This window comes from Cupriavidus sp. TMH.W2 (genome assembly GCF_050847365.1).
Classification (GTDB): domain Bacteria; phylum Pseudomonadota; class Gammaproteobacteria; order Burkholderiales; family Burkholderiaceae; genus Cupriavidus.
This window is the reverse complement of sequence record NZ_CP193796.1, coordinates 50,618-65,176: the sequence shown is the minus strand read 5'-3', so window position 1 is coordinate 65,176 and position 14,559 is coordinate 50,618. Positions and strand designations below refer to the sequence as shown.

Annotated in this window: 13 protein-coding genes and 2 pseudogenes; 7 read left to right on the top strand and 8 right to left on the bottom strand. The window is 61.4% G+C overall.

The window, feature by feature from the left end; translation table 11 throughout:
- Window positions 1–28: 28 nt before the first annotated feature.
- From ACREYQ_RS33705 to ACREYQ_RS33690, 4 genes and pseudogenes are all read right to left on the bottom strand, one after another.
- Window positions 29–436 (bottom strand): HIT family protein, encoded by a 408-nt coding sequence (locus ACREYQ_RS33705; protein ID WP_432263590.1) that lies wholly within the window; start codon window positions 434–436, stop codon window positions 29–31.
- Between the two features lie 165 nt (window positions 437–601).
- Window positions 602–1,858, bottom strand: coding sequence for an anion transporter (locus tag ACREYQ_RS33700; protein WP_432263589.1), 1,257 nt, complete (start codon window positions 1,856–1,858; stop codon window positions 602–604).
- A gap of 13 nt (window positions 1,859–1,871) precedes the next feature.
- A complete protein-coding gene (gene tnpC, locus ACREYQ_RS33695; protein ID WP_432263588.1) occupies window positions 1,872–2,210 on the bottom strand; it encodes a Tn3 family transposase post-transcriptional regulator TnpC in 339 nt (112 codons plus the stop codon).
- Window positions 2,203–4,392, bottom strand: a pseudogene (locus tag ACREYQ_RS33690) (Tn3 family transposase); the annotation flags it as partial. The gene tnpC and the pseudogene ACREYQ_RS33690, both read right to left, overlap by 8 nt.
- Before the next feature lie 49 nt (window positions 4,393–4,441).
- Between ACREYQ_RS33690 and ACREYQ_RS33685 the strand changes: the two are divergent.
- From ACREYQ_RS33685 to ACREYQ_RS33675, 3 genes and pseudogenes are all read left to right on the top strand, one after another.
- Window positions 4,442–4,660, top strand: a pseudogene (locus tag ACREYQ_RS33685) (DUF4158 domain-containing protein); the annotation flags it as partial.
- Between the two features lie 485 nt (window positions 4,661–5,145).
- On the top strand, window positions 5,146–5,823 hold the full coding sequence (locus tag ACREYQ_RS33680) for a hypothetical protein (protein ID WP_432263587.1): 678 nt from the start codon (window positions 5,146–5,148) through the stop codon (window positions 5,821–5,823).
- A gap of 167 nt (window positions 5,824–5,990) precedes the next feature.
- Window positions 5,991–6,512, top strand: coding sequence for a hypothetical protein (locus ACREYQ_RS33675; RefSeq protein WP_432263586.1), 522 nt, complete (start codon window positions 5,991–5,993; stop codon window positions 6,510–6,512).
- A 107-nt stretch (window positions 6,513–6,619) separates the two neighbouring features.
- On the opposite strand, the gene ACREYQ_RS33670 is transcribed toward ACREYQ_RS33675, so the two are convergent.
- The gene (locus ACREYQ_RS33670) at window positions 6,620–7,348 is read right to left on the bottom strand and encodes a hypothetical protein (RefSeq protein WP_432263585.1); all 729 of its coding nucleotides are present in this window, start codon (window positions 7,346–7,348) and stop codon (window positions 6,620–6,622) included.
- A gap of 503 nt (window positions 7,349–7,851) precedes the next feature.
- On the opposite strand from ACREYQ_RS33670, the gene ligD reads away from it, so the two are divergent.
- Genes ligD through ACREYQ_RS33655 form a run of 3 tightly spaced genes read left to right on the top strand, consistent with a single transcriptional unit; the run spans window position 7,852 to window position 12,092 of the window.
- Window positions 7,852–10,365 carry a DNA ligase D gene (gene ligD, locus ACREYQ_RS33665; protein WP_432263584.1) on the top strand — a complete coding sequence of 838 codons (2,514 nt, stop codon included), beginning with the start codon at window positions 7,852–7,854 and terminating at the stop codon, window positions 10,363–10,365.
- Window positions 10,366–10,395: 30 nt separating this feature from the next.
- Window positions 10,396–11,280, top strand: coding sequence for a Ku protein (locus ACREYQ_RS33660; protein ID WP_432263583.1), 885 nt, complete (start codon window positions 10,396–10,398; stop codon window positions 11,278–11,280).
- Window positions 11,280–12,092, top strand: coding sequence for a tetratricopeptide repeat protein (locus ACREYQ_RS33655; RefSeq protein WP_432263582.1), 813 nt, complete (start codon window positions 11,280–11,282; stop codon window positions 12,090–12,092). Before ACREYQ_RS33660 ends, ACREYQ_RS33655 begins: the two co-directional genes overlap by 1 nt.
- A 28-nt stretch (window positions 12,093–12,120) precedes the next feature.
- Here the strand turns inward: ACREYQ_RS33655 and ACREYQ_RS33650 are convergent, their stop codons facing one another.
- Together ACREYQ_RS33650 and ACREYQ_RS33645 are read right to left on the bottom strand one after the other, a co-directional pair.
- Window positions 12,121–12,297, bottom strand: coding sequence for a hypothetical protein (locus tag ACREYQ_RS33650; protein WP_432263581.1), 177 nt, complete (start codon window positions 12,295–12,297; stop codon window positions 12,121–12,123).
- A 311-nt stretch (window positions 12,298–12,608) separates the two neighbouring features.
- Window positions 12,609–12,923, bottom strand: a complete 315-nt coding sequence (locus tag ACREYQ_RS33645; RefSeq protein WP_432263580.1) for an H-NS histone family protein — start codon at window positions 12,921–12,923, stop codon at window positions 12,609–12,611.
- A 257-nt stretch (window positions 12,924–13,180) separates the two neighbouring features.
- On the opposite strand from ACREYQ_RS33645, the gene ACREYQ_RS33640 reads away from it, so the two are divergent.
- Entirely contained in the window at window positions 13,181–14,236 is a 1,056-nt protein-coding gene (locus ACREYQ_RS33640; protein ID WP_432263579.1) for a hypothetical protein, read from the top strand.
- A 32-nt stretch (window positions 14,237–14,268) separates the two neighbouring features.
- Here the strand turns inward: ACREYQ_RS33640 and ACREYQ_RS33635 are convergent, their stop codons facing one another.
- Window positions 14,269–14,559: a DUF2471 family protein gene (locus tag ACREYQ_RS33635; RefSeq protein ID WP_432263578.1), complete on the bottom strand. Its 291-nt coding sequence runs from the start codon at window positions 14,557–14,559 to the stop codon at window positions 14,269–14,271.

Sequence of the window (14,559 nt, the reverse complement as noted above, 5' to 3'; positions counted from 1 at the left end):
GCTGGCCTCCCTGGCCGCGGCGTGGGGTTCAGGTCGCCGGATAGTTTTGTTTGGCGGGAATCACGCCGCGAACGCCTCCTCGTGGGTTCGCCACATCGCCGGCATAGCGCGGAATCAGATGGATGTGGACGTGCATGATCGTTTGCCCAGCATGGACACCCACATTGATCCCGACATTGAATCCGTCGGGATGGCGTTCCGCCTCGATGCGCGCCTTCATGACGCGGACAAGCGCGTGCATTGCCGAGAACTCCTCATCCGTGGCGTCGAAATAGTCCGCGAAATGCCGATTGGGGAGGATCAATGCATGGCCCGGCGTGACCGGTGTCTTGTCGTAGCGAACGTGTGCGAGCGCGTTGCGCTCAACGATCCCTTCCGGGCTGCAAAATGGACATGGGAGGCCGCGGCTTGCGGGCTTCGACAGGTTCGTTGCCATGCGACTTGCTCCAGTTGGACGGCATGGGAAGCCCGAACGCCAGCACGCGCATTCCTGGCCACCAAACATCGATTGGATCGTAGACCGCCGGGCAATAGCGCACAACCATTTTGGCAATCCCCACCGGCAGCAATGGCGAGCCCAGGTCGTATCCGGCGGCGCTGGCTATGCTCCTGAAGTGAGAAAACGTACCCGTAGGGTCAGGTAGATCGCGGAGATCGCCAGGGTCAGGAGCGTGACCGGAATACCAACCGTGGCGTGGCGACGCCAATCGATGTGGATGTTTCGCCTGGCTGCGGCATCCACGACGAGAATGTTCGCGATACTGCCGACGATCAGCAGGTTGCCCGACAGGGAGCTGACCAGTGCCAGCAGCGGTCCAGCCAACTCGTGGTGTGCCAACGGGAGCAGTAGCATGACGGCGGGCACGTTGGAGACTAGGTTCGATAGCACAAACGTTGCCCCGAACAATGGGGCCAACTGATCGAGATGGAGCCCGGCGTCCGCGAGATCGCTGATGACTTGCGGAGCAACGCCGGATTGTTGAATCGCATGGTTCACGACGAAGAGCGCCATGAACAGCACCAGGACTTCCCAGTCCACCAGGCCCAGCGTACGGGTGGAATGCATTCTCCGGCTTAGCAGCAGCACGCCTGCGCCGATCAGTGCCACATGCTCACGCGGCCACGGACCAACGAGGAATGCCACCAGCAGCGCGGCAGCAACCATCAGGCCTTTCGCGGTCTGCCAGCGATCGAGCGGCACGTCATTGCCGCTATTCACAGCACCCGCTAACGCGTCTGGCGCACACGCGGACCGCGCCCACTGGCCTCTCGCCTGCCAGGCGATCACCGCCCAAGCTGCGAGCAGGCCAAGCCCCACCGGGACTGCAGCTTCGGCGATATAGCCAAAGAACGGCAGGCGCAAGGTCTGGCCAATCAGCATGTTCTGCGGGTTGCCGATCAAGGTGGCTGCGGAGCCAATATTGGCCGAGCAAGCCAGTCCCAGGAGATAAGGTACCGGATCAAGGTGCCGCCGTTGACAGGCTTCGATCAGTACCGGCGCAACCGCCAGGCAAACGATATCGTTGCTGAACACTGCCGATAGTGCCGCGACCCCGAGCATCAGCGCCGCGAGCAACCCGGATGGGCGATAGGACCACGAGGCGAACCGGTGTGTGACCCAGTCGTAGAAGCCACCGAGTCGCATCTGGGCTGACACCACCATAAAGGAGAAGAGCAGAATCACCGTCGGCAGATGAACGGAGCCCGCTGCCGCCTCCAGGCTCACTGCGTCAACGCTGATTAAGGCAATCGCGCCAAGCAATGCCACGCCCGTCCGATCCAGTTGAAAGAACGGCAGACCACCGAGAATCATCCCCAGGTAGACAATCAGAAAGATCCCGACGATGGTGGCAGTCATTTGGCAGTGCTCATCATGCTTCCGAGTGCAATCGCTGCAGAGGCTGAAGCGCTTGCACGGCGCGCCGGAGCAGCAGAACCCAGTCATCCAACTCCTCAAGGATCGACTCGGCCTGATCGACCAGGGTGGGCCCAGTGGTCGAGCATGACAAGGCTGCACCGTTGATGACGGTGTGCGCCATGCCGTGCAAGCGCAGCAAGTCGTCACGTAGGCCAGCCGGATCACAGCAGCGCGCGCGGATAGCCTCCAGCTGGTCGACTAATCGCAAAATTGCGGTGGTGTCAAACGACTCCTGCAGAGCCTGCAGCGCAAGGGTATCGACCTTGCCATAAGGGGTATTGGTGTCAGGCATGACGCGGTTTGCGGACGGAGTGAGCGGGGCCAGCAAAGAGGCTATCGCGAATCCAGGCCTCTGGCACCCGCTCAAGGTTCAATTTGTAATCGCCGAAGCGCTTGATATTGCTGGTGAGATAGGGACTCAGGAAGCCGATATCGGCCACGTCGACCTTGGTCCCTTCCTTTACCATGGCACGCAGGGCCTGCATCATGTCCGCGGTGTTCTGCAGGATCACGGCCGAGGCGATCAGGTCGTTGTAGCGCAGGCGCTTCTGCTGCTCGTCGGGATCGTTCTCGGCCAGCACATCGCCACCGAACGAGAACCATTTGGCAAAGCCATTGTAGGACTCGATCTTGTTGGTGGTGGCGGTAATCTCCTGACGTAGCTCGCGGCTGCCAATCCAATCGAGCAGGAACACCGTGCGCACAACCTTGCCGAGTTCCTGCGCGGCCAGGAACAGGCGGTTGCGGCGGTTTTCCGAGCCGAACCGACGCAGCAGGAGCGGCGAGGAGATCGTTCCAGCCTGGATCGACAGCGCGACCTGCATCAGGTTCTGCCAGTGGAACGCGATCAGGTCCCAGTCGACCGTGTCTGAGAACAGCCGGTCGACGTGCTTGTATTTGGTGTTAGCATCGGCGCGATAGAGCTTCAGATCCTGCCAGTTGCGGATGCGCGGCATCAGCTTGATGCCCAACAGATGCGTGAAGGCGAACACGGCGGCCGATTGGCCCTGGGTGTCGGCGTGCACGGTGTCGGCCTCGACGCTCAAGCCAGCCTTGAGCAGCCCCTCGATGACATAGATGGCTTCCCACACGCCGGGAGGGATGAAATGCCGGAACACGGCGATATAGTTGTCCGCCACGTGGCGATAGGCCACCGCACCCATCTTGCGATAGCGAAAGTGATAGCCGGCCAGCAGGTTGTTGTCGTAGAAGTCGTACTGGGTGCCGTCGGCGGCGACGGTCTTGCCATCGCCCCAGTGCTTGGGCAGGTCGAGCCGCAGGTACAATTCGATCAGCTCCCGTTGCGCGGTTTCGAGCCGCTCCAGGCTCAGGTGTCGGCGGTTGACGAACGACATCATGTGCGGCGTGACCCGATCCCCCATATGCCGCGCGGCCTGGGTAGGCCCAAGGTTGCAGCCCATGGCGAAAATGGTCAGCAGATAGCGCTCTGCCGCATTGCGAATCTTCGGGTCGCTGCCTGAGAGCGGGCCAAAATGCCGCGTGAAGTGCGTCCAGTGCTCGATGTTGGCCAGCACGTCCAGCAGATTGCGCGTGGGCATACGCCGGATCAGTGCCTGCTGCAAGGCAATGGCGCTGGCTGGAATCTCCCGGGCGACGGTACGCTTAAGCACCGGCTCGCCATCCTGGCCAATGGTGACGTGCTGGCGCTTGTCGGGGAAGCTGGTATCCAGCTTGCGCGCCGCGTCGGCGAGCCACTGCCGTAAATGCGCGACGAAGTCCTCCGCGTTGGCCGGCATGTCGAGCTTGACACAGTATTCCGGCAAGCGCCGCTCGCATTCGCGCCAGGGCAGCAAGTGCGCACGGTAATCGGCAAAGGCGTCCGACCCCACGACGCACAGGTCGCCCGAGCGCAGCTCGTTGACCATATGCGACAGCACACAAAGTTCCAGATAGCGCCGGTTGGTTGGCGGCCCTTGGTCGTGCGGGCGGCGGACCAGCTTACGCCAGCGTTCCGAGGCGAAGCTGACATCGACCTCAGCAGCGATCCACTCGCGATGCAGCGATTCGTTGTCCAGCATCACCTCCAGCGCTGCCAGCAGCGTACGCGACTGGCTGGTCGACTCCCATTCCAGCACCTGCGCCAGACGCAGCATCACCGAGCGGTGCGCTCGAAAATGCCGCCAGAGCAGTGGCAGATAGTTGTTGCCGCTCAGGGCCCGTACCTCGGCACAGCTCTCGCGCAACGGCTCCAGATCGCCAGACGGCGCGAGAAAGCGGCGCACCTGCAGGCCAATCTGGGCGTCATCCTTGCCATCGGCGACGATATCGACCACGCCGTCGAGCACAGTGACGAGTTTCTCCATCTGCGCACGTTGGCGGGACTGGATGCGCTCCATCTCGTCGCGCGCCCGCTTGTGGATCGCGCCCATGCGGCGGATGAACATTTCCGCGAGATCGTCCCGCGAGCGCACGCGCATGTGGTTGAGCAGCGCCACGATCAGCGTGTAGCGCTTCTCGGGAGCGTTAGACTGGCTGGTCCTTCAGCGATTGCCGAGATCCTGTATGGCCACCGTCGAGCGTACCGCCTACCCGCGTTTCCCGAAGGTTTTCTCCACCAAGGAGCTGCAGGCGTGGTGCACGCCGGACGCGGAGGAGCTGGACTGGGCCGCCCGCTTCACACGGGGCCAGGGTTCGAGGCTTGGCCTGCTGGTCCTGCTGAAAGTCTTTCAGCAACTGCACTATTTTCCCAACCTGGACAGCATTCCCGCCGCCGTGATCGATGGCAGCTAAGGAAATCTAGCCACCGCTTATGCTACACAGGAATAAAGGTCACAATCTATATAACCAAAAGGCTTGTGATAGCGGATTGCCCGTATCTTGGCATGACCCCTAACACGGGCGGTTGTCACGTAACAATTCACGCCCGTGACCAGGTTGACCGGGGCGATCGCCGCCTTGCGCTCTTGCACGGCGGCCCGGCGCAACGCGGGCCGGCATCCGTGGCAAGGAAGACAGCGCGCAGCAGTTGGCGCGGCCGCACTCGGAAGGCTGTCCGTTTAATTGACTGGGTCGACCAGGAACCGTATTAGGACAGTGGGCAGGCTGGGTCAGGACGCCGTCATCCACCCACGCTACCGACCTGTGACCTTGTTCAAGTTAGAGGGCAGCTCTTGAATTCTTTGAGCGCGCCGCTATGCGCGCCAACGACGACGCTATACAAGAATGGTAGATGTAATGGGACATCGCCTTTCAAGGAGCATTACTCGATGAGAAACCGTGTCATTCCTGCTTCAATCCCTCTATGGGTGGCATTCGCTGGTTTGCTGTCCGCAGCTTGTACCCTACTTTTGAACCACCGGAGCTTGGCTGCAGCACAGCAAACAATCGTGCCAGCCCTCCGCGCGCATGAACGTGCGATGTTCCGCTCACTTGAGGCGCCCACACTTATTGAGCACCTCGTCTCCGGCGTCGCGTATTCCTGGCTAGCGTTGGCTGTCGTCTGGCTTCTTATCCTCGTCGACGACGCTACAGGCAAGCAGCCAGCAAGGCCGACGGTGGCGCTTCGCCTCAGCCTTGCTTGCGCCGCGCTGGCGGCGGGGGCTGCGGTAATTAATCCGGCTTGGCGATTCTCGAACGTCCACTTCGCTGTCGCAGCAGCCTTTACGGCGTGGGGGCTCTGGGTCGCGTACACGCCAATCGTGGCGATTCGATGGACCGTCCAACGTCCCTTCCAATCGATTCTCGCGGGTGCGATGCTGTTGTGGGCGACCTTTGGGCTAAGCTGGGAGGTACGTCAGTTTGGGGAGAACCCTGCGGGTTTCTGGCAATCGGTTGCCCAGCTTGGCCTTAGCGCCGTCGGAATCGCCGTTGGCGTCGCCATGGTGCGTCTGGCAATTGCATGCTGGGGCCGGCCGAAGGTTGAGAGCCAGACACCAGGCATGTGAGCGGGTACGACTGCTTGCAGGCGCATTGTTCGTCGCGGCGCTGGATTCATGCCCGGTGCCGCAGTTCGGATCCTGATGGTCGATTTTGAATATGCAGATTTGATAGGCACCTCGTTTGATCGCGGCGTTCTCGGCTCTGGACATATGTGGGCGTTTGGGAGAAGACAATGAGTGAGTGGCGGTATCGGGATGCAGCGATCGGGCATGGTTGGGAGTTTCTTGATTTAGCCCTTGAAAGGGAGCCAGCAATCGCACGACTTCATGCCCTTGCATCGGCGCAGCCGAAGCTGCTGGAGACGTATTTTGCGGAACACCAAGTTCTCATCGTCGAGCTAGTAGCGGCCACGCCCTCCAAGCGACCAGGCAAGCTGCGCAGCATGGCAGGAGATGACGAGATGGTGCAGATCGCCTTGATTCTCGGGGCATGGCAACATTGCAGGAAGGCCGTTCTCGCTTACGACTGGCTTATGGACAATCCCGGGCGCTTTCAATCCGGTGAGTCGTATCGCCACGCCACTGTGAGACAGGGGCTCCTTTTTGATCAAATCCGGGCGCGCAAGTGGACCAGATGGCCAATGCAATGGGGGCCGTCGCCATTCCCGGGGGAAAAGTCGCGACGCGATCGCTGTGATGCCCCGGATTTCGACGAGATGATGGACGAATTCGACCCGAAAACGGGCCTTTACTAACCACTAATCCTTCATTGCTGGCGCCGCTGCTGGAATCTCCTCCGGCGCTGTGCCGCACGCTGCCCCGCCTAGTCCGCGAAGATGGCCGCCAACTCCGGCGCGCTGTGTCACTCCTCCGCAATTTCCCGCTTGACCTTGACCTCCCAACTGGCCAGTGGGATCTCGTGCCGCTGGTGGAAGTAGTCCAGGCACGCTCGGGGGAGATACGCGGGGGCGACCGTCTCGAAGAGGTACAGCGTTGCAGCCTCCTTCGACTCATCGATGGCGTGGTGGAGCCGATCGCAGGCGCCGGCCAAGCCCCGCTGGTCGACCTGCGCCTGTGCAGCGTCAAGCAGAACCCCGCCCTTCAGGACTCGACGGACGAATTCCCACGCGAGTAGTACGTCGCAATCAGAACGCTCGGGCGCCGCAAGCAAATTGCCCATCCGCTCTTCCCAGTAGCGTCGTTCGCTCCTATACCGTGCCAGCTCTCGGGGCACGATAAACAGATGCTCGATCTGATTGTCCAGGAATCCAAATCGGTCTTGGGTTCTCGCGTCGGCCTCGTCCTCAAATTCGTGCTCATCGTCGCAGTAGACAAGCTTCGGCACGCCATCGACAAAATACCGTCCCAGGTGCAGAAGCTCGTGGAACACCGACGCCTTGCGCGGAACACCGCTTTCAGGCACCAGGATGATCGCCTTTCCTTTGCCGAACTCGCAAGCCATGCGCTTTTGGTCTGTAATCACCGCTTCTATGCGTAACTCCGCATGGTCTTCAATTTTCGCGACCAGCTTCTGTAGCCGGTGAGGCAGATGGGTGAACAGATCGGACGCGGTGAAGTAGTACCTCGGCATAACGCGTGTGCCTTTACCTTCCTCTCTAACCAACGGTCTGGGTCCGACCGAGCGTTGCGACACAAGACTCGCTGCAATCGGCCATCGCGTTACAACTTTAGTTGACGCGGCCGGCGCCGATAGCCACAACCCTACTTGAAGCAGAATTTGGCTAATGAGCTTTGTGGGGCAAGGGATCGCAGGAAATGATGCAATGCACAACGATAGCTACAAGTCTAGTTGTTCAAGCGGAAGAAACTTTGGATACTTTCACGCGTGAAAGTGGCCCACAACTTCGAGGCGCAACATTCCAGGCATAGCGGAGATCGAAGACCGCGACGCGTATCGCCGTCATGAATGACAGCGGCGGGTATGGTTGGATCGATCATAAGAAGGAGCGTGCGGCCACTGTCCTCCGCGCTCCTGGCCATGGCGCGAATGGAACTACACTTCATGGCAGCAAGGTCCCACGGGGAATTGGAATGACCGCGAAGCGTGTTTGGGGGTAGTGAGCCACAGGTGCGATGGCTAAGTCCGTAGGCTCTGCCTCTCCAAGTCAGACGCAAACACCGCTCGACCGTTATCGTCGGCGCCGCGATTTCAACGTCACGCCCGAGCCCGCCGCCGGGCTGGAGTCGGGGCTAAACACCGGTGCCACCCAGCGCTTCGTCGTCCAGAAGCACTGGGCGCGGCGATTGCACTACGACTTCCGCCTTGAGCTCGACAATGTGCTGGTGAGCTGGGCCGTTCCGAAGGGCCCAAGTTTCGATCCGAGCGAAAAGAGGATGGCGGTCCACGTCGAGGACCATCCACTCGCGTACGCCGACTTCGAGGGCCAGATTCCACCAGGCCAATATGGGGCCGGCTCGGTCATCGTCTGGGATCGGGGGACGTGGACAGCGGTCGGAGACCCGCGCGCTGGGCTGGAGACAGGCAAGCTAGTGTTTGCGCTGCATGGGGAAAAGCTGGCTGGCCTGTGGGAGCTCGTGCGGATCTCGAAGCCCGGCGCCAAGAGTGATGAGTGGATGCTTTTCAAGAAGCGCGACAAGTGGGCGCGGCCGGCGACAGAGTTCGATGTTGTCACTGCGCTTCCCGACAGTGTTGTCGCCAAGCCGCTCGGCCCGCTCGACCCACCTGCCCTCACCCTGGCGCCTGCGGGCGGCGATGTGCCCTCGGTCGACGACGCGCCACGCTTTAGGACACCGGCAAGCCTTGTGCCACAGCGCGCAATGGCAACGCCCACGGTACCGAGCGGCGACGGATGGATCATCGAGACCAAGTTCGACGGCTATCGCATGCTCGCCAGGATCATCAATGCCAAGGTGGCCATGATCACCGGCGGCGGGCATGATTGGACGAGCCAGCTGAGGAGCCTCTCGGCGGAGATCGAAAAGCTGGACGTATCCGAAGGCTGGATCGACGGCGAGATTGTCGTGCTGCGGGACGGGCTCCCCGACTTCAACGCACTGCAGAATGCGATCGCCGGCGAGCGCAATGACGCGATCGTCTACTTTGCCTTTGACCTGCCGTTCTGGGAGGGATATGACCTGCGCCAGGTGCCGCTCATCCGGCGCCGCGCACAACTTGAACACCTGGTGCAAGGCAGGTCCGCCCGCGTGCGGTTCAGCGAGGCGTTCGATGCACCCCCATCACAGGTCTTCCTGGCCGCGTGTAAGCTCGGGCTCGAGGGCCTGATGTTCAAGCGCGCCGATTCCCCCTACACGTCGACACGCTCTCCGACTTGGCTGAAGGCGAAATGCCGATTGCGACAGGAGTTTGTCATCTGCGGCTTCGCCGACCGGGCCGGGGCGGTCGGCGAAGTGGGCAAGCTGCTCCTGGGCGTGTATGAGGAGGGCGAGCTCCGCTACGTCGGTAGCGTTGGGACCGGCTGGGACAGCAAGACTGCGGCCGACCTGCGGCTGCGGCTGGAGCGGCTTCGTACTGAAGCCAGACCGTTTGCTGGCGGCCCGCGAGGGCCCGGGCGGGCGCATGCGCCACGCTCCAGTGCTGTGCATTGGGTCACGCCCTCATTGGTCGCGGAGGTCGCGTTTGGAGAATGGACGCCGGCTGGCCACGTCAGACACGCATCGTTTAAAGGCATGCGGTCGGACAAGCCCGCGACGGAGATTCGGCGCGAGGCGGTGACGGCGGCATCGATCCGCGGGCCGGTCTCGATCGCGGTCACAAACCCAGAGCGAGTCGTCGATCCGGCCACCGGCATCACAAAGGTCGAGCTCGTCCGCTACTACGAGAGCGTGGCCGATGCCATGCTACCCCACCTCAAGAACCGGCCAGTGGCGCTCGTTCGGGCCCCCGATGGGATCGAAGCGGCGATGTTCTTTCAGAAGCATGCCGAGTCAGCGATGCCCGGCCTTACCGTCCTGGATCCGGGAAAATGGCCGGGACATGGCGCGCTGCTGACCGTTGACTCGGTCGACGCTATCGTCGCAGCCGCTCAAATGAATGTGATTGAGTTCCACACCTGGAACTCGACAGCCAGCCGTATCCAGGCGCCGGACCGAGTCATTTTCGATCTCGACCCGGGCGAGGGTGTGGCGTGGGAGCAGGTCAAGGAGGCTGCCCTGCTCGTCCAGACACTATTGGACGAGCTTGGCCTCAAGGCTTGGCTGAAGACCAGCGGCGGGAAGGGTTTGCACGTCGTGGTGCCGCTCGCGCCGAGGCGGCCCTTCGAGGAGGTCAAGGCGTTCTCTCGGTCGGCGGTGCGCCACCTCGCCACGACGATTCCTCAACGCTTCGTTGCCAAATCCGGGCCGGCGAACAGGAAGGGCCGGATATTTGTCGACTACCTGCGCAACGGGCTTGGCCAGACCACGGTGGCGGCATTCTCCGCGCGTGCGCGGCCCGGCTTGGGCGTCTCCATGCCAGTGCACTGGGAGGAACTCCCGAAGCTCAAAAGTGCCGCTCAATGGACAGTCCGGGACGCGCGCGAGCATCTGAGCTTTCGGATTACGGATCCGTGGCGGGACTACTGGTCTACGCGCCAGTCTTTGACCGAAGCGCTCAAGCGATTAAGCTGAATCACGAATCTCCCGCGCCTGGAGTCCGCTATGCCCGCAAGATCACTCGCCTCCCTTTCCCTGTCGTTCGGTCTCGTGTCGATACCGGTGAAGCTGTACACGGCCACCGAGACCAGTACTGCGGTGCGATTCAACTTGCTGACTAAGGACGGCTCGCGGCTGAAGCAGCAATACGTCTCAGAGCAAACCGGGAAAGTGGTCGAACGTGCCGACATGGTCAAGGGCTACGAATTCGAGAAGGATCGCTTCGTGACCTTCTCCCCCGACGAACTCAAGGCGATAGAGGAGAGCCCCAACCATCTGGTCGAAATCGTCTCATTCATTCCGGTGAAGACTGTGGATCCGCTCTACTACGACAAGGCCTACTTTATCGCGCCAGACAAGAGAGGGGGCAAGCCGTACAGCTTGCTACATGCTGCGATGCTGAAGACGCAGCGGTGCGCCATTGCAAAGTGGGCGTCGAAAGGCAAGTCGCACGTGGTGCAGATCCGAGCGGTCGAGGGCGGGCTGGTATTCCAGCAACTGCTCTTTGCCGACGAGGTTCGAAGTATCGCGGATCTGCACATCGAAGACGTCGAAGTGTCCGATGCAGAGCTGAAGCTTGCAATCCAGCTCATCGAGCAGGCTTCCGAGGATGCTTACGACGCCCCTTTGTTCAAGGACGACGAGAAGGTGCGCGTCCTGGCGGCGATCGATGCCAAGATCGCTGGCCAACAGATCGTGTCACCGGAGCCGGTTGAGCTGTCCCCGACCGGGCAGGTCATCGACCTCATGGAAGCCCTTCGGGCGAGTCTGAATCGCAAGGGCGCGGCATCCGCCAAGGTGAAGGAGGCTGCACCACGCAAACCCGTGCGGCGAGGGGCGACCCCGGCCGCCCCCACCCCGATCCGCCGCGCCTCAAAGAAGTCAGCGTGATGCGGCCCGCCGGTCTTACGGTTCGTGACATCCAGGCGATGTTGGGAGTGACGCGCGGCATGATCGGCAGTCTGATGTCCGCCGGCCTGGTGGAGCCTCACCGTGGCGGGCGCGGCGAATTCCGGTTTTCGTTCCAGGATGCGGTGCTGATCCGCACAGCGCATTCACTGCGAACGGCGCACATCTCTTGGGCGCAGATCCTTCGCGCGTTACGTCGATTGCGGGAGTTCAACAACGAGCGGCACCTGTCGGCTGTTCGGATCACTGCTGTTGGCAATCGACTCGCGGCAAGGGAAGGTAGCAAATTTTGGCTGATTGATTCGGGCCAATACGTGATCCCACTGGAAGCGGAGAGCGGGTCGGCCGACGTTGTGTTGCTTGGGGGCGATGGCGAGGCAGCAGACGAGCATCATGGCGATTTCGTCCTCGCGTGCGAATTGGAGGCCGCCGATCCATCAGCCGCCGAAGCGGCCTACCGGCGGGCGATTCAGGCCGCTCCGGCTTTCCGTGACGCCTACCTGAATCTCGGCTGTCTCCTGGTCAGCCGCGGGCGGCACGCCGATGCTGCGGAGATATATCGGCTGGGGCTGGAGCAGCTGCACGACGATCCCACCCTGCATTTCAATCTGGGCGTGGTCCTGGAGGACTTGGGCGCGGCGCGGGAGGCCGTGGTTTCCTACGACCGTTGCATTGAGCTTGCGCCGGACGATGCCGATGCACACTACAACGCGGCGCGCTTACACCAAGAGCTTGGGGATAGCCATCGTGCGATTCGACACTTCAATCAATATAGGCGGCTGGAGCGACCTTAAGCAGTCATCGAGGACCTGGTTGGAGCCCTCAGATGTGGATCTCGCACTTGCCTGTAACAGGGACCGGCGAAGTCAGGGTGGAAATCAGCGTATAGCCTGGATACTGACGCTTTGCTGACTGGGCAAGCTGAGAGACGGCTTCGTCTTCCGAGTCCGCCGTGACGATTGCGTGGATGGGCTTGATGACTTCCCTGGAGCCGTCCATTTGTAGGACTCCGGACACCATGAACCTGGTGGGCTGTGTTACCTGCCAGCCAATAGGACGGCTCGCGTAGCCGTCGGCCCGGACGCTAGTGGCCGCCAACCCGATAACCACCGTCAACAGCGTTGACCAGCACCTCGGTTGCATCTTCATCTTCATAATAACCAGTAGTCGTTCTGCCGCTCGCAGCCTCGCGCTAGGTGGCGTCCGGGGTGACTAGCGACGTTCTCTCGGTACTGGATATCTAAACACGGAAGGTGGGTAACCGCGCAAACTCACAGTTTGATCGGCAGCCCAGCCCAGTGCGACTATGCTCAGCTGATCAGAAAGCGCGCTCGGTTCGTGCCCAGCCATGCCGGTGCACGACCCCGGCCCGACCAGGTCTTGCCGGTCTTCGGATCCTGATACATCGGCGGAAGGGTATCGCCGGTCTTGGCCTTGGGTTTGGCAGAGCCGGCAGGACGGCCCCGCCGCTTCTTACCGGCAATGTCGTCGATGCTCAGACCGTACGATTCCATCAGATCTTGGATCTGGCTGATCACGGCCGCTACCTCATTGGCACGTGCCGAAGCGATCTGCTGTTCGAGCTGCTCGCGTCGTGCGAGTAGTTCCTTGTAGGTGGTTGCCATGCTTCTCCCTATTTCGATGTCGGTTTTGTAATAGCCGGGAGTGTAGCTGCTTTGCAGTATCCTTTGCCTGGAGTTAGTCGGGTGGTTTGCCCCTTTTTCGCCTAGACAGCGAGAGCTTTCAGCTAAGCTTTGCGCTGCATGTCGCCAGTGCAAGCAAAGGCGGTGGTGTCGCGTGCTATGCACGTGGCGCCATCCGACCACGTCACCTTCTCCCGAATCTGCATATGACCGCTACTCGATTTCCGTCCCGAGACCTGTTGGAAGCCGTCGTGTCCGCCGCGGCCGCGGAAAAGGCGCACAGGGCCCTTATCGCCGCGCTCAAGCGGTCAGCCGGACTCGATACGGTCCGTTTAGGGAACGAGCGGGACGGATTCTCGATGGTGCTGTCGCGCTGCCTGGTCATCGCTGAGGATGGGACGCCGCTGGGCGAGTACCGCGAGTGGATCGAGCATGAGCTATCGGCCGCCGGCGGCAACTGGCGAGCCGTGTGGAACAATCATCGCGGTAGCGGGCTACGGCTATCCGGAGCGGAGATCACGAAGATCCGCCTCGTCGCCCCATATGGCGCTGGGCCGGCTGAGTTCTTCCAACTGCTGGTCAGTCAAACCCAGGTCTACATCGAGCGGCGGCTATTCAGCGAGGAGTCCTGGGGCGCGCCGCGCGATGAAGACGACCTGCGCAATTTGGAAGGATGCAAAGGCGATCTGCTCGATGACAAGGTACCGATGGGAAAGGCCAGCTATGCCCTCGAAGGCCTGGCGAACCTGGTCGACGTTCTGCAACTTGAGGAAGATCTCGATCGCGAGCGGAAAGCGCAGATGGCGCAGAAGGTCCTGCGGTTCAAGGACCTTGAGACCGGCGAGGTGCGCGAAACCAGGTTCTTTGACGAACACCCGGAGTTGCGGTCTACGAAGCCTCGCCTGGCACGCTTCATTGCGGACTGGGAGCGTTCCAGCGCAGGACAAAGCGGCGCGGAGCTAAGCAGGCACTGGGTCTTCGAGATCAGCGACTACACGGCGCCGAACGGCAAGCGCCACCTGAACGTGATTCCTGCGTGGACGGCCACCAAGCGGCTTCCCAAAATCGCGGCCAAACGCGGACGTACCGCATTTGGCCTATGGGATGAGCTCCTTCGCTTTGATGTTCGCGCTGGTCACCGGTTTGCGTGGTTCTTCTATATGGTCCACGGCAATCGGCTGAGTTCATGGGTCGGTGAGCAGATCCTCGAGGCGGCAGAAGCGGGGCAAATTGTTCTACCGGAGTCGGACTATCAGGTGCTCAAGGATTGGTCTGTCGTGCCCTACGCGTTTTGACTACCGGCTAAAGAGGACTGCCCTTATCACCCTCAGTTGAGGGTACCCCAGGCATTCACGATCGCGGCGAATGCCACCGGGACGACGTCATGTCCCTCGAGAGAGGCCGGCGAATCGTCCCGCGGGTAGCCCATCAATTCGCTCGATCGGAGCATTGAAATCACCATGGGTGCGTGGCGACCACTCGACGAGAGCTCGGCCAGTACTTCCGCTTCGATCTGATGGAGCAGGCGCCAGGTCAGGTGGCCACTCTCTCGGTGCCGATTGACGATAGCGGGCAGCTTTTCCTGAATTGCCTTCTCGGCGGCAAAGATGGCGTGCAT